The following is an 18,125-nucleotide window of genomic DNA, read 5'->3' as shown; positions in this document are numbered from 1 at the left end:
CGGAAAGTCAGGGTTTCAGGCCGTCGAGCAGAACCTGACGGATGTGGCGGGCGAGGGCCTTTTGATGGGTTTTTGGATTGTGGTTTCTGCACAGCTGGAGATGGAGCGGCGTCAGTTCGACGTGGCCGAGGATCAGCCCCATGACGGATGTCGCCGACAGCTCGGGATCCATATCCGGTGCAAGCCGCTGCATCACTTCGGTGAGCGCGGCGTAGGGACCGCGACCGAATTCGTCGGCGAAGAAGCGGATGCGCTCATCGTTGCCGTCGAGCAGTTCCCGCCGGAGCAATCGCGATAGCACAGGGTCCAGAACGAACACGTCGAGACTGTAGGCAATCAGATCGTCGAGAAGGTCGAGCGGTTCCTTGCCGGTGTTGAGGATATCGACTGCGTTTGCGGTCTTGTCGCTGAAAACGGAGCGCAAAACCTCAGTGTAGAGGGTCTCCTTGTCGGGGAAGTGATAGTAGAGCGCGGCCGGGGTTAGCCCAACCTCGCGCGCGAGGTCGCGCATCGAGACGGCCGAAAAACCATCGCGTGCGAACAGCTCCGCCGCCACGTCGAGGATTGCGGCGCGCCGGTCTTTCTGCGTGCCCGTTTGCTTGCGAATGGCGGTGTTGGCGGTCATGTTCAGGGCTGACTATTTTACTGAACGTTCGTTAGAATATTTAGGCCGAAACAGCGGTTTGTGCAAGGCCCGGTCATCTGACTCTCGCGCCTTGTGGGGCATATGCTTAAGGGGCCATTTCGCGTGACGGCAGGAGTGTCAGCCCGGCGTCGCGACCACGCCCTGTTCGATCAGCGCGGCGACGTCGTCGTCGCTCATGCCGAGTTCCGTGTGGAGGATGTCGGCGGTGTCTTCGCCAAGAAGGCTCGGCGCAGTGGCGGGGGCAGGGCCTTCGCCGTCGAAGGTGATCGGACCGCGCACAAGCCGCATGTCGCCGATCGTCGGGTGCCGGGCGGTCTCGATCAGGTTGCGCTCGGATACGTGCGGCTGGTCGAGTGCCTCACCGATCGACAGGATAGGGGCGCTCGGCACGTCGAATTCCTCCAGCCGCTGAGGCCAGTAGGCCGTCGTGTCCTCGCCCATGCGCGTCTCGATGATTTCCTGCAGCGCAACCCTGTTGGCGAGGCGATCCTGATAGAGCGCGAAGCGCTGATCGGTGATCAGCTCGTCCTGTCCAAGGCAGCGGGCGAAATTGTGCCAGAACCGCTCGGTCAGGCAGGCGACGATGACATGCCCATCCGAAGTCGGGAAAGACCCATAGGGCACGATACTCGGATGCTGCGTGCCGACCGGCTGCGGGCTGTTGCCGGTGACGAAATAGATCTGCGACAGGTAGCCCTGCAGGGCGATCAGGCTGTCGAGCATGGCGATCTCGACGTGCCGGCCCTTGCCGGTCGCGTTGCGCTCGTGCAGAGCCGCGAGCAGACCGAACAGCGAGAAGATGCTGCCGGCCAGGTCGCCGAGCGGGATACCGAGCTTGTTGGGCGCCTGGCCCGGCTCGCAGTTGACGCTCATGACGCCGGACAGCGCCTGCGCGACGATGTCGAAGGCCGGTTTGTCGCCATGCGGGCTGTCCTTGCCGAAGCCGGTGATCGAGCAATAGATCAGCCGTTCGTTGTCGGCCCGCAGCGCCTCGTAGCCAAGACCGAGCCGGTCCATCACGCCGGGCCGGAAGTTCTCCAGCACGATGTCGCTCTGGCGAGCGAGGTCCCGGGCGATCTTGACGCCGTCTTCGGATTTCAGATTGAGCGCGACGCTCTTCTTGCTGCGGTTGAGCGCGATGTAGTAGTGGCTCAATCCGCCGAGGAAGGGCGGGAAATTCCGCGTTTCGTCGCCGCTGCCGATCGGCTCGACCTTGATGATATCGGCGCCGAGATCGGCCAGCACCATGCTGGCGTAAGGGCCGGAGAGAATACGGGAGAAGTCGAGCACCTTGATGCCGGCAAGCGGGCCGGAACGCGGTTTCGTCTCTGCGTTTGTCATCGCGGGGTTCCTGCGCTTGTCGAGATTTTCATGATCGCTGTGGCGCCGGCGATCGGCACGCCGCCGCAGACGATTTCGGCGTCTACGAACATCATCGAGCGGGTCGCGTGACGAATGGCGGGTCGGACTTCGAGAAAGTCGCCTGCCTTTGCCGCGCCAAGGAATCGCGTGTCCATCTGCACCGTCACGGTCGGCTGGCGGTCGGCGGCGTTCCACGCCTCGATGGCGATGACCTGGTCGAGCAGGCTGGTCAGCACGCCGCCATGAACGAGGCCGATATGGTTGCGGTGCCGGTCCGTCGTCTGCAGCCCGTAGAGCTTCTTGTCCTCCGGTTCGCTCGAGCGCAGAAGCGGCCCGATCAGGGCCATGAAGCCGTCCGTTCTGACGATGCGCCAGCCGTCCGGCGCCGTGTCAATTTCCGTCACGTTTTATCTCCCTGCGTCGAGCTGCGTTTCCGCGATCCGATCGCGAATGGCCTTCATGGCCTTCACCAGTTTCGGGATTTCCTTGTCCTTCAGACGTTCCGAGATGCCGATGGCGACGATGGAACGGGTCATTCGCCCGTCGACCCCGAAGACCGGCACCGCAACGACGGTCACCCCTGAGATGTAAATGCCCTGGTCGACCGCATAGCCGCGCGTGCGCGCCTCCCGCACCTGGTCGAGCCAATCCTCGTACGCGGGCGGATGATCCCAGACGAGCTTGTCGAACTCGGCCTTGAGCCCGTCCTGAACCGGCATGTTGAAGGCCGCGAAGAGCCGCCCCGTCGCGCTGATCAGCGAGGGGAAGCGGCTGCCGAGATCGACCTGGAGGCGGAACGGAACCGAGGCTTGCGACAGCGCCACGACCACCATCTGGCCGGGCTCGGAGATCTGCGTGGCGATGCTGGTGACGCCGAATTTCATCGACAGTTCCGACAGGCGGGGCTGAATCATCGTCGAGAAGCTGTTGCGCTGAAGGGCCGACCGCGCCAGCGGCAGGATGCCGATTCCGATCGAGTAGCGCTTCGTCACCGAATCGAAATCCACCATCCCCTCATCCTGCAGGACACGCAGGATGTGAAGGCATGTGCTCGGCACCAGTTTGAGCTCGCGGGCCATCGGATTGACCCCGACGGGTACGGGCGAACGCGCCAGAAACCGCAAGATTGCGAGGGCGCGCGTCACCGCGGGTACCGCCCGTTTCGCCGCCGTATTCCTGTCTTCATTCGCCATGATCGCCTCCGGAAAATCAGCTAATTGTTGTCTATATACAATAATATAAGCGTATTGACAATACTTTGCCGCAATCTCTACCCTTGTCAATGAGGCGGGCAGCCATTGGGTGGCGGTCCGACACATTGTTTTGGAGGCAAGCAGGGATGACCCGGCTGACGGAATTCACGTCCTACGCGGATGCACAGGCCCAGTATTCGAAAGAGGGGCTTTGGGAGCTGTTCGACGGGACGCGTGAACGTTTCAACATCGCGCACGAATGCATCGACCGGCACGTCGATGGCGATGAGATCGCGCTGCGGATCGCGCATGCCGATGGTGCCGACGAACTGATCACTTTCGAGGAGATCTCGCGCCGCGCTTCGCAGGTTGCCCACTACCTGACGGCGAAGGGCATCAAGAAGGGTGACCGGGTCGCGGTCATGATCGAACCGTCGCTGCCGTTCTACTGCGCCATGTTCGGCGTGATGAAGAGCGGCGCCGTCGCCGTGCCGTTGTTCTCGTTGTTCGGGCCGGACGGCATTCGCCTGCGGGCCGAGGACTGCAAGCCGGAGATCTTTTTCACCAATGCGGAAAAGGCGCCCGACGCGCTCGAGGCCGAGGCGAAGAACGTCACGATCCTCGACCAGGCTTTCCTCGACGGGCTGAACGATCTGCCGACGACCTACGACTGGGATACCGCTGGGTCCGATCTTGCCGTGCTGCAATACACCTCAGGCACCACGCGGCTCCTGCCGGCCGCCGTTCACCACAGCCACCAGTCGATCGTCACCCTGATGGTTGCCGCGCTCTACGCAACCGGCATCCGTCCGGGCGACCGCTTCTTCTGCCCGTCATCGCCGGCCTGGGGCCACGGCCTGTGGCATGGCACGCTGGCGCCGCTCGCCATGGGTGTCTCGACGGGCACGTTCAGCGGCAAGTTCGATCCGGTCCGCCTGCTCAAGGCGCTGCACGATTTCGAGATCACCAATCTGACGGCCGCCGCCACGCACTACCGCATGATGCGCAATTCCGGCGCCGCCGAGGACTACACCTACAGCTTCGAGAAACTCTCCTTCACCGGTGAGCCGATCGACGGCGAGACCGCGAACTATGTCGAGCGGGTGTTCGGTACCAAGGTTCGCTCGATGTATGGCACCACCGAAATCGGTGTGATCATCGCCAACTATCCCGGTGCGGACGACCTCGAGGTGCGCGACGGCGCCATGGGCAAGGCCGTGCCCGGTGTCGAGGTCGAGGTGCAGCGCCCCGACGGCAGTCCCGCCGCGCCCGGCGAAACCGGCGAACTCATGGTCAAGAAGCGGGGCGAGTGGTTCCAGACCAAGGACCTCGGGCGCGTTGACGAGGACGGCTATTTTTATCACGGCGGGCGGGCCGACGACGTCATCATTTCGGCCGGCTGGACCATCGGGGCTGTCGAGGTCGAGGACGCGGTCCTCAGCCATCCGGCAGTCGCCGAATGCGCGGTTATCGGCACCCCCGATGCGCTGCGCGGCCAGGTCGTAAAGGCCTACGTCATCTTGAAGCAGGCCAAAGAGCCCGGCCTCGTCGAGAGCATTCAGGAGCACGTGCGGGCGCGTCTCGCGCGGCACGAATATCCCCGTCAGATCGAATTCGTCAGCACGTTGCCGAAGACCCCCGCCGGCAAGGTGAACCGTAAAATCCTGCGCGATCAGGAAGCGAAGAAATTTGCCGCTGCGGAGTGATCCGCCGGCGTCGACAGACATTCTCAGGAGAAGAAACAAATGGACGACATGACAGTGAGGAAGTTCCCGAAGATCACGCAGGAAGGCCTCGACGACCTGCGCAAGCGTCTCGGCGTTAAGATCGAGAATACCGTCGAGCCGTGGTGCTACGAGGCGACCCGCGACAACATCCGCCATTACGCGCACGGCATTGGCGACGACAATCCGCTGTGGTGCGATCCGGAATACGCCAAGACCACGCAATATGGCGACGTCATCGCGCTGCCGAGCTTCCTGTTCGCCACCAGCCGCATCATTTCGGGCTATGTCGGCGGCCTGCCGGGCGTGCACGCCATGTGGTCGGGGGCCAACTGGTCGTGGCACAAGCCGATCCCGCGCAACACCGAGTTCCGCACAGAGGCCTACCTGAAGGACCTGATCGAGCACGACACCCGTTTTGCCGGGCGCGCGGTGCAGCAGATCTATCACGTCGATTTCTTCGACGTGAAGACCGGCGACCTGCTTGCCGACGCTGACAGCTGGTGCTTCCGCACCGACCGTGACCAGGCGCGCGAGAACGGCACCAAGTATACCGAGGCGAAGGCCAAGGGCCGCCGGGTCTATACCCAGGAAGAGCTCGACGAGTACTACCAGTACTATGAGAAGGAAACGATCCGCGGCGCCGAGAAGCGTTACTGGGACGACGTGATGGAAGGCGAAGAGCTGCCGACCATGGTCAAGGGCCCGATGACCGCGACCGGCTTCATCGCCTACGCGCAGGGCTGGGGCGGTCTCTACATCCGCGCCAACAAGCTCGCCTGGCAGCTGCAGCAGAAGCACCCGAGCGCAGGCATCAAGAACCGCTTCGGCATCCCGGACTGCCCGGAGCGGGTGCATTGGGAAGAAGAATTCGCCATCGAGGTCGGCGCCCCGGGCGCCTATGACTACGGGCCGGAGCGGACCTCGTGGCTGACCCATCAGATCACCAACTGGATGGGCGATGACGGCTTCCTGTCACAGGCGAAGTGCCAGGTCCGCCGGCACAATCCTGAAGGTGACATCATCCTGATCCACGGAACCGTTACCCGGAAGTTCGAGGATAACGGCCGCTATCTGGTGGAAGTCCAGCAGCGCGCGGAACAGCAGGATGGCGAACTGTCGGCCATCGGTTCGGCAATCGTCGAGCTGCCCAAGCGCTGAGTGAGCGGGCCGTGACTGCAGGAAAGGCACATTCGACCATGTTCGAAAGAATCCTGACCAAAGTCGAGGACATCCTTCATCTGGGGGGGTGTCTCGCGCTTGTCGCAGTCGCGGCTCTCATCAACGCGGATATTCTGCTCAGGCTGATTTTCAATCGGCCTTTGCAGATCCAGTTCGAGCTGACCGAGCTGTTTCTGATGCCCGCACTCGCGACCTTGTCGCTGTCGCGTGTGTTCCGGGATGGCGGGCACCTCTCGCTCGATTTTCTGCCGCGAGACCTGCCCGCCACGCTGGCAACCGTTCTTGAAAAGGTGCGCCTTTTGCTGCCCGCGGTGTTCTTCGCCGCGGTCACATGGACGTCCGGAAAATTTGCCCTGAAAGCGATTGCCAATGGGGACATCGAATACGGGGTGATCGATTGGCCGCTCGGCTGGGCCTACGCCGCTATCCCGCTCGGATGCGGCGTACTCGTCGTGCGTCTGATCACCGATGCGCTCGCAGGAGAGATCGAGCGCGCGTGAAAAACTTACAGGGAGGAATACACATGAAAACGGCAATGAAAGCGGTAACCGCACTCGCCGGACTGCTCGCCATCGGCGTGGCGACGGCACAGGCCGAAACGCTTCGCCTCGGCGACTTCCAGTCGACCAGCCATATCGTCTCGGTCGAAGGGACGACCAAGTGGATGGCGGCGGTCGAAAAGGCGACCGACGGCGCGATCAAGTTCGAACATTTCCCCTCGCAGCAGGCGGCGAAGTCGAAAGCCCAGCTTGACGCGGTCAGCGGCGGCATCCTCGATGCGGCGCTGCTCGGGCCCTCCTACCATGCCGAAACGCTGCCGCTGAACTCGGTGGTCGGCCTGCCGGGCTTCTACGGTTCGGCGGTGCAGGGCACCAAGGCGCTGCAGGCGATGCTGCAGGAAGGCCCGCTGCGCGATGAGATCCTCGCCGCCGGCGTGACCCCGATCTTCGGCTTTGTGCTGCCGCCCTATCAGGTGCTCGCCAAGAAGCGGCTCGGCGCGCCGGCCGACTGGAAGGCGCTCGATATCCGCACCTCCGGCTCCACCCAGGCGATGACGGCCCGCGCGCTCGGCGGCGTCGGCATCTCGATCCCGGGTCCGGAAGTCTACACGGCGGTGGAACGCGGGCGTCTTGACGCGGTTCTGTTCCCGCTGGCCTCGGTGCCGGGCTACAAGCTGAACGAGGTCGTCAGCCATATCTCGACCAACGGCTCGTTCGGTGGCTACAGCTTCGTCATGGTGGTCCGCACGGACCTGTTCAATGGCCTGTCGGACGCCGCCAAGAACGCCATGCTCACGCTTGGCGACGAAACCGCCATGCATGTCGCGAAGGCGCAGGACGACTCGGTCGGCGGTCTGATCGAGGAATGGAAGGCCGCCGGCATCGACACATACCAGTTCTCGCCTGAGGAACTGGCAGCCGTGACCGAGGCGCTCGGAGCCGTCAGCACCGACTGGGCCGAGCGGATCGGCAGCGATGCGGCGAAAGCCGTGCTCGAGACCTACCGGAAGCTGACCAGCGAATAGTTCGCGGTTCTGAACCTGAAACGGGGGCGGTCGCGTGTGCGGCCGCCCGCCACCTCGGAGCACGCGGCGCCTCGATGCTGACATTCCTCATCATATTGTTCGTACTGGCGGCGCTGATGGCGATCCGCGTGCCAATCGCTTTTGCGATGGGCCTGGCGGGCACGCTCGGCATTGTGGTGCAGCTTGGACCGCGGCCCGCGCTCGCCGTTCTGGAACGCACCTTCTTCGACTCCTCGTCGTCCTTCATTCTGGTGGCCATTCCGCTCTTCATCCTGATGGCGGAGTTGCTGACGGCGGGCGACGTCACGCGGCGCGCCATCGTCGCCTGCCAATCCTGGATCGGCCACGTCAAGGGCGGTCTGGCGATGGCGACCGTTGCAGCAGCCGTCATTCTGGCGGCCCTGATCGGCAGCTCGACCGCATCGACCGCGGCGATGGCGACCTCTGCCTTTCCGGAGATGCGCAGCCACAAATACTCCAACCGTCTGGCCGCCGCCGTGGTCAGCGTCGGCGGCACTCTTGCCGTCGTCGTGCCGCCCTCGATCGTGCTTGTGGTCTATGGCGTTCTCACCGAGACCTCGATCGGCAAGCTGTTCATCGCCGGTATCTTCCCGGGCCTGCTGACGGCCGTCGGTCTTGCCGTGGTCATCAAGATCATCGCGCACACCACCGATCAGGCACCGGAAGGCGATCCCTTCGTGCTGAAAAAGGCGGTCAAGGACAGCCGCCACATCATTCCGATGATCCTGCTGATGTTCGCCGTCATCGGCGCGATCTATGGCGGCATCGTTTCGCCGTCCGAAGCAGCGGCCCTCGGCGTCATGGGCTCGCTGGTGATCGTCATCCTGCAGCGCAGCCTGTCCTTCCTCGATTTCAACCGCTCGGTCAGCAGCTCGATCCGCGCAACGGTGATGATCGTGGCGATCGTCGCGTGCTCGGCGATCTTCTCGAACTACCTGGCCTTCACCCGCATCACCCATGGCCTGCTTGAATTCGTCGCCGCCACGGACATGAGCCGCGAAATGGTGATGGGGATCATCATCCTGGTGCTGCTGGTGCTCGGCATGTTCATGGATCAGCTCGCCATCCTGTCGCTGACCATGCCGCTGGCGTTCCCGACCGCTATGGCGCTCGACTTCAATCCGATCTGGTTCGGAATAATCGTCACCAAGACGGTGGAGATCGGGCTTTTGACGCCACCATTGGGGCTGAATGCCTATGTGGCGGCAGCGCAGACGCAGGTTCCGTTGAAGACGATCTTCCGAGGCATCGTGCCGTTCCTGTTGATGGAGATCGTTATTCTCGCGCTGTTGCTGGCCTTTCCCCAGATCACGCTGTTCCTGCCGGATTTGATGATGCGGTAGGCCCCGAACCAACCTGAGCGAACGACTGGATCCGCGATCGCCCCCCTACGCGAGGGGCGGGTTCCTGCATGCCGCAAACGGAGAGTGAAGACGGATGACGATCCTGCAAACCAGCCTCGAGACGAACTCGCCGGAGTTTGCCGAGAACGCCCGGGCGATGGAGGCGCAATACGCAAAGGTGGCCGACGAGGCGGCGCGTATCCTCAAGGGCGGTACCGAAGCGTCCCGCCAGCGCCACGTCTCGCGCGGCAAGCTGCTGCCGCGGGATCGTATCGCGACGCTGCTTGATCCCGGTTCGCCGTTCCTCGAGGTTGGCTTCTTCGCTGCTTCCGGCCTCTACAATGACGAAGTGCCGTCGGCTGGCGCGATCGCCGGCATCGGCCGCGTCGAGGGTCGCGATTGCATGATCATGTGCAACGACGCCACGGTGAAGGGTGGCACCTACTTCCCGATCACGGTGAAGAAGCACCTGCGCGCGCAGGAAGTGGCTGCGGAAAACAACCTGCCGTGCATCTATCTGGTCGATTCCGGCGGCGCCAATCTCAACAATCAGGATGAGGTCTTCCCCGACCGCGAGCATTTCGGCCGCATCTTCTTCAATCAGGCGCAGATGTCGGCGCGCGGCATTGCGCAGATCTCGGTGGTGATGGGGTCGTGCACCGCAGGCGGCGCCTATGTGCCGGCGATGAGCGACCAGACCATCATCGTGCGCGAGCAGGGCACCATCTTCCTCGCCGGTCCGCCGCTGGTGAAGGTGGCCACCGGTGAGATCATCGACGCCGAAACGCTCGGTGGCGGTGACACCCATACGCGCCAGTCGGGCGTCGCCGACTATCTCGCCGACGACGACCGCCACGCGCTGGCGCTCGCTCGCGAGATCGTTGCCCATCTCGGTCCGGTGCCGCGTCCGAGCGTCGATTTCCGTGTGCCGAAGGGGCCGCTCTACCCGGCAAATGAAATCATGGGTGTCGTGCCGGCCAACGACAAGACGCCCTACGACGCGCGCGAGATCATCGCGCGTCTGGTCGACGGCTCGGACTTCGCCGAATTCAAGCCGCGCTACGGTACGACGCTGGTCACCGGCTTTGCCCATATCGACGGCGTGCCGGTCGGCATCATCGCCAACAACGGCGTGCTGTTTTCCGAAAGCTCGGTCAAGGGCGCGCACTTTATCGAGCTGTGCTGCCAGCGCAAGATTCCGATCCTGTTCCTGCAGAACATCACCGGCTTCATGGTCGGTTCGAAATACGAGGCCGGCGGCATTGCCAAGGACGGCGCCAAGCTGGTGACGGCGGTTTCCACCGCCTCGGTGCCGAAGGTCACCGTCGTCGTCGGCGGCTCCTATGGTGCCGGCAATTACGGCATGTGCGGCCGCGCCTTCGGGCCTCGCTTCGTGTGGATGTGGCCGAACGCCCGCATCGCCGTGATGGGCGGCGCGCAGGCCTCCGGCGTGCTGGCGGACGTGCGCCGCGCCGCGATCGAGGCCAAGGGCGGAAGCTGGTCGGCACAAGACGAGGCGGCCTTCAAACAGCCGACCATCGACATGTTCGAGCGCCAGTCGCAGCCGCTTTACGCCTCCGCGCGGCTTTGGGACGACGGCATCATCGATCCGCGCAAGACGCGCGACGTCGTCGCCCTTTCGCTCCGCGCGGCGCTCAACGCGCCGGTTCAGGACACCAAGTTCGGCCTCTTCAGGATGTGACGATGACGAAGCCCTTTTCCAAGATTCTGATCGCAAATCGCGGCGAGATCGCCTGCCGCGTCATCCGCACCGCCGCCCGCCTCGGCGTGAAAACGGTTGCCGTCTATTCCGACGCCGATGCCCGCGCCCTGCATGTGAAGATGGCCGATGAAGCCGTCCATATCGGCGCTTCGCCAGCGGCCGAGAGCTATCTCGTTGCCGAGCGCATCATCGGGGCGGCGCTTTCAACCGGTGCCGAAGCCATTCATCCGGGCTACGGCTTCCTGTCGGAGAACCCCGGCTTCGTCGAGGCCGTCGAGGCCGCCGGGCTCGCCTTCGTCGGGCCGTCTGCAAAGGCGATCCGCGCGATGGGCCTGAAGGACGCGGCAAAGGATCTGATGGCGGCAGCCGGCGTGCCGGTCGTGCCGGGTTACCAGGGCGACAGCCAGGATCCTGATTTCCTCGCCGGCGAGGCCGAGCAGATCGGATATCCGGTTCTCATCAAGGCCCGCGCCGGTGGTGGCGGCAAGGGCATGCGCAAGGTCGACGTGCCGGAGGCGTTCCGCGAGGCGCTCGCTTCGGCGCAACGTGAGGGGCAGGCGTCGTTCGGTGATCCGCATGTGCTGATCGAGAAATTCATCACCTCGCCGCGCCATATCGAGGTGCAGGTCTTCGGCGACAGCCACGGCAATGTGGTGCATCTGTTCGAGCGCGACTGCTCGCTGCAGCGGCGCCATCAGAAGGTCATCGAGGAAGCACCGGCACCGGGCATGACGGATGCGATGCGCCGCGCCATGACGAGCGCCGCGGTGAAGGCCGCCGAGGCGATCTCCTATTGCGGCGCCGGCACCATCGAATTCATCGTCGACGGCTCCGGTCCGCTGCGCGAGGACGGCTTCTGGTTCATGGAAATGAACACCCGCCTGCAGGTGGAACACCCGGTCACCGAGGCGATCACCGGCGTCGATCTGGTCGAGTGGCAGTTACGGGTTGCCGCCGGCGAACCGCTGCCGCTGATCCAGGACGAGCTGGCAATCGACGGCCACGCTTTCGAGGCGCGGCTCTACGCCGAGGATCCGACCAAGGGCTTCCTGCCGGCGACCGGCAAGCTAGAGCATCTGGAGTTCAGCGGGCGGGCCCGCAACGACACAGGCGTGCGCGGCGGCGATGTCATCAGCCCGTTCTACGACCCGATGATCGCCAAGGTGATCAGCCACGGGTCGACGCGGGGCAGGGCGCTCGAAACGCTGCTCGATGCACTTCGGCACACCCACGTCGCCGGCACCACCACCAACGCGGAATTCCTCACCGCGCTGGTCCAGCATGACGGCTTCGTCGCCGGACATTTCGACACCGGCGTCATCGACAGAAGTCTCGATGCGCTGACGGCCGTCGCGCCGCTGTCGGAAACCCATATCGCGTTCGCCGCCGTCGCCGCGTTCGATATCGATCCGGCAACGCCACATTTCGGCTGGCGCCTGTGGGGTGCGGCCGAACACGATCTGATGGTGGTGTTCGACGGCACACCGCTCGTTCGCCGCCTGACGCTGAACGACGACGGTTCGGTCACGCTGACCGGTGCCGAGAGCGCGCCGTTGACGCTGCGCGAGCTGACCATCGACGGGATGCGCCTTTCCGCGCGCACCGGCGATGCCGACACGCTGGTCGAAGCGCGCGTCCACTTCAGCGAGCGCGATGGCGGCCGGCTGGTTTCCGTTCTCTCCCGGGGGGTGGTTCGCGACCTCTTTCTCCCTGACCCCCGGACGGTCGGCGCTGCCACGGGTCACGAAGGCGATGCCGTGGTGGCGCCGATGACCGGAACCATCGTCCGCCTCGATGTGGCGGTTGGCGACACGGTCGAGGCCGGTACCGCCATCGGCATCATGGAAGCGATGAAGATGGAGACCGCGCTCATCGCGCCCTGCGCGGGAACGATTGCCGAGCTGCATTGCGCGGTCGGCGACGCGGTCGAGGGCGGCAGCGTCCTCGTCAGCTTCGAGGAGGATGTTTCTGAATGAGCGAGCATGTCCGCATCTACGAGGTCGGGCCGCGCGACGGTCTGCAGAACGAGAAGGCGCTGATTCCGACGGCAAAAAAGATCGCGCTGATCGATCTGCTGTCGCGCGCCGGCTTTGAAAAGATAGAGGCAACGAGCTTCGTGTCGCCCAAATGGGTGCCGCAACTGGCCGACGCCGCCGAGGTCATGGCCGGCATCAAGCGCCGCGACGCCGTCGACTACGCGGTGCTGACGCCGAACATGAAGGGCTTCGAGCGGGCGCTTGCAGCCGGGGCCGATGAAATCGCAGTCTTCGCCGCCGCGTCCGAAGAGTTCAGCCAGAAAAACATCAACTGCTCGATTGCCGAGAGCCTGGTGCGTTTCCGCCCGGTCATCGAGGCCGCCCGCGACGCCGGCGTCGCCGTGCGCGGCTACGTCTCCTGCGTCGTCGAGTGCCCCTATTCCGGGCTGATCAGTCCCTCAGCGGTCGCCGATGTCGCCGAGGCGCTGGCCACGATGGGCTGCTACGAGATCTCGCTCGGCGACACGATCGGCCGGGCAACGCCGGATGGCACCGAGCGCATGATCGAAGCCGTCGCCGAACGGCTGCCGGTCGACAGTCTCGCCGGACACTTCCACGACACCGGCGGCAACGCGCTCGCCAATGTTGCCGTCGCACTGGAAATGGGATTGCGGGTCTTCGACAGCGCCGTCGGCGGGCTCGGCGGCTGTCCCTACGCGCCCGGCGCCAAGGGCAACCTTGCCACGTCCACACTGGTCACGATGCTTGAAGGGCGCGGGTTTCACACCGGCATCGACCGTGACCTTCTGGCCGAAGCAGGACGGCTCGTCGCCGGCTTCGCCGCCGCTGCAGGCAACGGGGAGAACGGCCAATGAGCTACGAGACCATCCGCGTCGAGCGCGATGCGCGCGGCATTGCCAGCGTCGTGTTGTGCCGGGCCGAAAAGCACAACGCCATGAATGCCCAGATGATCGCCGAACTGTCGGATGCGGCCTCGGCGCTGGCTGCGGACGATAGCGTCCGCGCGGTCGTGCTGTCGGGCGAGGGGCGTATCTTCTGCGCCGGTGGCGATCTCGGCTGGATGCGGGCGCAGGCCGACAAGGACCGCGCCGGCAAGATCGGCGAAGCGCGCGCGCTGGCCGATATGCTCGGGCTCTGGGACGCGTTGCCGAAACCGCTTATCGGGTGCGTGCACGGCGCGGCCTATGGCGGCGGGCTCGGTCTGATCGCCGTCTGCGACGTGGTCGTCGCGGAAGAAAACACCCGCTTTGCGCTCACCGAAACGCGGCTTGGGCTGATCCCGGCGACCATCGGCCCCTTCGTGGTGCGCCGCATGGGCGAGGCCTTTGCGCGCCAGGTGTTCTTCACCGCAAGCGCGTTCGATGCCGCCTTCCTGATGCGGGTTGGTCTCGTCGCGCGGTCCTGTCCGGCAGACGAGCTGGACGCGGCGGTCGAGGAGCAGGTCGCTGCCATCCTGCAATGCGCGCCCGGCGCGGTGGCTGCTGCCAAGGCGCTGTGCCGCAAGCTTGCCGGCAACGATCCGGCGAGCTTCGCCGATCTGACGGCCAATGCGCTCGCCGACCGCTGGGAAACGGCGGAGACGCAAGAGGGCATCGCCGCCTTCTTCAACAAGGAGACGCCGTCCTGGCGGAATGCCTGAGCGGCTATCCGCCGCCCAGGTCTTCGCATTAAGGCTGGTACGATCGTCGTTACTCGCCGGCCCGCTTCGCGGTCTTCAGATATTCGATGATGCCCGAGAAATCCTTGCCGGCCCCGCCATTGTCGATGAACTGGCGGAAGAGCTGCATGGCATGCTCGCCCATCGGCGTTGCCTGCGTGGCATTGGCGGCTGCCTGCTGCGAAAGGCAGAGGTCCTTCAACATCAGCTCTGCTGCAAAACCCGGCTTGTAGTCGTTGTCGGCGGGGCTCGTCGGCCCGACGCCCGGCACCGGGCAATAGGTGTTGACCGACCAGCAGAAGCCCGACGAGGTCGAGATCACGTCGAAGGCGGCCTGTTGTGACAGGCCGAGCTTTTCGGCGAGCGCGAAGGCTTCGCAGGCGCCGATCATCGAAATGCCGAGCAGCATGTTGTTGCAGATCTTTGCCGCCTGGCCGGCGCCGCCGGTGCCGCAATGGACCAGCTTGCCGCCCATCACATCGAGAACCGGCGATGCCTTGTCGAACGCCTCGCGCGACCCGCCGGTCATGAAGGTGAGCGTGCCGGCCGTCGCGCCGCCGGTGCCGCCGGAAACCGGTGCGTCGAGCGGCAGCAGTCCGGCCGCTTCAGCGATCTCGTGCGCCTGACGGGCGCTCGCAACATCGATCGTCGAGCAGTCGATGATCACCGCGCCGGGCTTCGCGGCCGGCACGATCGTCTCGTAGACCTTCAGAACGATGCTGCCATTCGGCAACATGGTGATGATGGTTTCGGCATCGGCAACCGCCTCGGCCGCACTCGGCGCGACCGTCATGCCTTCCGCCTGCGCCTTTTCCATTGCCTCGGGCACCGTGTCGAAGGCGGTGACCGCATGGCCGGCTTTGGTCAGATTGATGGCCATCGGCAGACCCATATTGCCAAGGCCGATGAATGCGATCCGGCTCATGCCTTTTCCTCCTGTCGCAGATTTCGTTTGTCCGCTCCGCATGGAGCCAGGATCGCGCCGATTGCTTTCCAGTCGACGCGATCCTGCCGGGTGTAAGCCCGCCTTAGCTCATGGTTGGGATGACGAACTCAGCGCCTTCCTTGATGCCGGACGGCCAGCGCGCGGTGATCGTCTTGGTGCGGGTGTAGAAGCGGAAGGCGTCGGGGCCGTGCTGGTTGATGTCGCCGAAGCCGGAGCGCTTCCAGCCGCCGAAGGTGTAGTAGGCAAGCGGCACCGGGATCGGCACGTTGATGCCGACCATGCCGATGTTGATGCGCGAGGCGAAATCGCGCGCCGTGTCGCCGTCGCGGGTGAAGATGGCGACGCCGTTGCCGTATTCGTGGGTCATGGCGAGGTCGAGCGCTTCGTCATAGGTCTTGGCGCGCACCACCGACAGCACGGGACCGAAGATCTCTTCCTTGTAGATCGTCATGTCCTTGGTGACGTTGTCGAACAGGCAGCCACCGACGAAATTGCCGTTCTCGTAGCCCTGCATCTTGAAGTCGCGGCCGTCGACGACCAGATCGGCGCCTTCCTCGACACCCTTATCGACATAGCCAAGCACGCGGTTTCGTGCCTCCGCCGTCACCAACGGACCGAAATCGGCATCGTCGCCGGCGGTATAGGGGGCGATCTTCAGGCTTTCGACGCGCGGGATCAGCTTCTCCATCAGCCGTTCCGCCGTGCCTTCGCCAACCGGAACGGCGACCGAGATCGCCATGCAGCGCTCGCCGGCCGCGCCGTAGCCGGCACCGATCAGGGCGTTCACCGCCTGGTCGATGTCCGCGTCCGGCATGATCAGCATGTGGTTCTTGGCGCCACCGAAGGCCTGCACCCGTTTGCCGTGCGCGCAGCCGCGCGTGTAGACGTATTCGGCGATCGCGGTGGAGCCGACGAAGCCAATGGCGGCGATGTCGGGATGCTCGAGAATGCCGTCGACGGCTTCCTTGTCACCGTTGACGACATTGAGGATGCCGGCCGGCAGGCCGGCTTCGATCATCAGCTCGGCGAGCATGATCGGCACCGACGGGTCGCGCTCGGACGGCTTCAGGATGAAGGCGTTGCCGGCCGCGATCGCCGGGCAGAACTTCCACATCGGGATCATGGCGGGGAAGTTGAACGGCGTGATGCCGGCGGCGATGCCAAGCGGCTGGCGCACCGAATGCAGGTCAATGCCCGGGCCCGCGCCTTCGGTGAATTCGCCCTTCAAGAGGTGCGGCGCACCGATGCAGAATTCGGCGACCTCGAGACCGCGGATGACGTCGCCCTTGGCGTCCGGCAGCGTCTTGCCGTGCTCGCGCGACAGCGCCTCGGCGAGCTTGTCCATGTCGCGATGCAGGAGGTCGACGAACTTCATCATCACGCGCGCGCGCTTCTGCGGGTTGGTCGCTGCCCAGGCGGGCTGCGCCGCCTTGGCATTGGCGATCGCCGCAGCCAGTTCGCCGGCACTCGCCAGTGCGACGTTACCCTGCACTTCGCCGGTTGCCGGGTTGAAGATAGGCGCCGTGCGTCCGCTCGTTCCCGCAACGCGCTCGCTGCCGATGAAATGGCCGATCTCGTACATGATGTGCTCCTTGGGCATGATGTTTGGGAGCCATCCTATAAGTTTGTTTGTGCAAATCTATGGGATTGAATGCCAAGCTGTTGTGCGCTTATGCTCGCACTGAAATGAGGAGCCATGAGCTTTGACTGGAACGATCTGCGTTACTTCCTGTCGGTCGCGCGAACCGGCCGGTTGACGGCGGCCGCGCGGCGGATGGGCACCGACCACGCGACCGTCAGCCGTCGCGTCACCTCGCTTGAACAAAAACTCGGGGCGACGCTGTTCACACGCTCGCCGCGTGGCTATTCGCTGACCGATACCGGCGAGCGACTGTTGATGCATGCCGAGGCGATGGAGAGTTCCGCGGCGCACGCGCAAAACGAGATCGCGGGAGAGAAGTTTTCGCTGAGCGGGTCGGTGCGGATCGGCGCTCCGGACGCGTTCGGTGCGTTCTTCCTGGCGCCACGTCTAGCCGAGCTGAGCGCGCGGCACCCGCAGCTCGAGCTGCAGATCGTCACCATGCCGCGCATTTTCAGCCTGTCGAAGCGAGAGGCCGACATCGCGATTGGCCTCGCCCGGCCGGACAAGGGCCGGCTGTTCTCCAAGAAACTCATCGACTACCGGCTGCACCTCTACGCCGCGCCGGGGTATCTGGCAGACGCCGGGCCGATCGACAGTCCGGAGGATTTCCGCAAGCACCATTTCATCGGCTATATCCCGGACCTGATCGCGATGCCGGAACTCGACTATCTGAACAAGGTCGCCGAAATCTCGGCGCCGCATCTTTCGAGCTCCAATCTCTTTGCCCAGATGTATGCGGCCGAGGCGGGGGGCGGTCTGTGTATCCTTCCCGATTTCCTTGTCGATGGCCGCTCCGGCCTCGTGCCCGTGCTTCCCGAGCGGGTCGAGTTGACCCGTAGCTTCTGGATCATGGCCCACTTGGACTCGCGCGATTCAACGCGCATTCAGACCGTCATCGCCTTCATCAGCGAACAGGTGAAGCAGTCGAAACACCTGTTTGCTTCGTGAATGTGCGGAGGCGATGCGCATCATTCACTGTGGTTGCACATGCCGATCCGGTGCCGGATTCGTGCATCCTAAAGAAATCAAATAATATTCCGAAAAACAGACTATTTTTTTGCTGCGCCGGAATAATCTAGCGGATCTTCTTGCAGTCTCTGTCTGTGGCTTACGTCGCGGCCTCTGCGACGTTAGTTGTATTTGTCCGTATTTTTACTTTTAATT

16 protein-coding genes are annotated in these 18,125 nt (G+C 64.2%); 10 read left to right on the top strand and 6 right to left on the bottom strand.

The features are described from left to right. Positions 1-7: 7 nt before the first annotated feature. The 4 genes from C0606_11060 to C0606_11045 all read right to left on the bottom strand — a co-directional run bounded on the left by C0606_11060 (position 8) and on the right by C0606_11045 (position 3,201). Entirely contained in the window at positions 8-625 is a 618-nt protein-coding gene (locus C0606_11060) for a hypothetical protein (GenBank protein PLX37050.1), read from the bottom strand. Positions 626-763: 138 nt separating this feature from the next. Then, positions 764-1,987: a CoA transferase gene (locus tag C0606_11055; protein PLX37049.1), complete on the bottom strand. Its 1,224-nt coding sequence runs from the start codon at positions 1,985-1,987 to the stop codon at positions 764-766. After that, the gene (locus C0606_11050; GenBank protein PLX37316.1) at positions 1,984-2,355 is read right to left on the bottom strand and encodes a PaaI family thioesterase; all 372 of its coding nucleotides are present in this window, start codon (positions 2,353-2,355) and stop codon (positions 1,984-1,986) included. Before C0606_11050 ends, C0606_11055 begins: the two co-directional genes overlap by 4 nt. A 60-nt stretch (positions 2,356-2,415) precedes the next feature. Then, entirely contained in the window at positions 2,416-3,201 is a 786-nt protein-coding gene (locus C0606_11045; GenBank protein PLX37048.1) for a transcriptional regulator, read from the bottom strand. 146 nt (positions 3,202-3,347) lie between these two features. On the opposite strand from C0606_11045, the gene C0606_11040 reads away from it, so the two are divergent. The 9 genes from C0606_11040 to C0606_11000 all read left to right on the top strand — a co-directional run bounded on the left by C0606_11040 (position 3,348) and on the right by C0606_11000 (position 14,355). Further along, on the top strand, positions 3,348-4,907 hold the full coding sequence (locus C0606_11040) for an acetate--CoA ligase (GenBank protein PLX37047.1): 1,560 nt from the start codon (positions 3,348-3,350) through the stop codon (positions 4,905-4,907). Between the two features lie 39 nt (positions 4,908-4,946). Further along, on the top strand, positions 4,947-6,086 hold the full coding sequence (locus C0606_11035; protein PLX37046.1) for an acyl dehydratase: 1,140 nt from the start codon (positions 4,947-4,949) through the stop codon (positions 6,084-6,086). A 38-nt stretch (positions 6,087-6,124) separates the two neighbouring features. Further along, entirely contained in the window at positions 6,125-6,607 is a 483-nt protein-coding gene (locus tag C0606_11030) for a TRAP transporter small permease (protein PLX37045.1), read from the top strand. A gap of 23 nt (positions 6,608-6,630) precedes the next feature. After that, a complete protein-coding gene (locus C0606_11025; GenBank protein ID PLX37044.1) occupies positions 6,631-7,632 on the top strand; it encodes a hypothetical protein in 1,002 nt (333 codons plus the stop codon). A 74-nt stretch (positions 7,633-7,706) separates the two neighbouring features. Further along, positions 7,707-8,996: a C4-dicarboxylate ABC transporter permease gene (locus C0606_11020; protein ID PLX37043.1), complete on the top strand. Its 1,290-nt coding sequence runs from the start codon at positions 7,707-7,709 to the stop codon at positions 8,994-8,996. 94 nt (positions 8,997-9,090) lie between these two features. Beyond that, entirely contained in the window at positions 9,091-10,698 is a 1,608-nt protein-coding gene (locus C0606_11015; protein PLX37042.1) for a methylcrotonoyl-CoA carboxylase, read from the top strand. Between the two features lie 2 nt (positions 10,699-10,700). After that, positions 10,701-12,695 carry a 3-methylcrotonyl-CoA carboxylase gene (locus tag C0606_11010; GenBank protein PLX37041.1) on the top strand — a complete coding sequence of 665 codons (1,995 nt, stop codon included), beginning with the start codon at positions 10,701-10,703 and terminating at the stop codon, positions 12,693-12,695. Further along, a complete protein-coding gene (locus C0606_11005; GenBank protein PLX37040.1) occupies positions 12,692-13,570 on the top strand; it encodes a hydroxymethylglutaryl-CoA lyase in 879 nt (292 codons plus the stop codon). The genes C0606_11010 and C0606_11005 overlap by 4 nt, the downstream gene beginning before the upstream one ends. After that, positions 13,567-14,355: an enoyl-CoA hydratase gene (locus C0606_11000; GenBank protein PLX37039.1), complete on the top strand. Its 789-nt coding sequence runs from the start codon at positions 13,567-13,569 to the stop codon at positions 14,353-14,355. The genes C0606_11005 and C0606_11000 overlap by 4 nt, the downstream gene beginning before the upstream one ends. A gap of 49 nt (positions 14,356-14,404) precedes the next feature. Here C0606_11000 and mmsB read toward each other — a convergent pair whose 3' ends face one another. Continuing rightward, the gene (gene mmsB / locus C0606_10995; GenBank protein PLX37038.1) at positions 14,405-15,298 is read right to left on the bottom strand and encodes a 3-hydroxyisobutyrate dehydrogenase; all 894 of its coding nucleotides are present in this window, start codon (positions 15,296-15,298) and stop codon (positions 14,405-14,407) included. Between the two features lie 103 nt (positions 15,299-15,401). Further along, on the bottom strand, positions 15,402-16,901 hold the full coding sequence (gene mmsA, locus C0606_10990; GenBank protein ID PLX37315.1) for a methylmalonate-semialdehyde dehydrogenase (CoA acylating): 1,500 nt from the start codon (positions 16,899-16,901) through the stop codon (positions 15,402-15,404). 114 nt (positions 16,902-17,015) lie between these two features. Between mmsA and C0606_10985 the strand changes: the two genes are divergently transcribed. Then, positions 17,016-17,909 carry a LysR family transcriptional regulator gene (locus C0606_10985; GenBank protein ID PLX37037.1) on the top strand — a complete coding sequence of 298 codons (894 nt, stop codon included), beginning with the start codon at positions 17,016-17,018 and terminating at the stop codon, positions 17,907-17,909. The last annotated feature ends 216 nt before the right edge of the window (positions 17,910-18,125 follow it).

The sequence above is a fragment of the Hyphomicrobiales bacterium genome (genome assembly GCA_002869065.1).
Lineage (GTDB): Bacteria > Pseudomonadota > Alphaproteobacteria > Rhizobiales > Rhodobiaceae > Rhodobium.
Note: the sequence above shows the minus strand (reverse complement) of the source record. Positions and strands in the feature narration are given on the sequence as shown.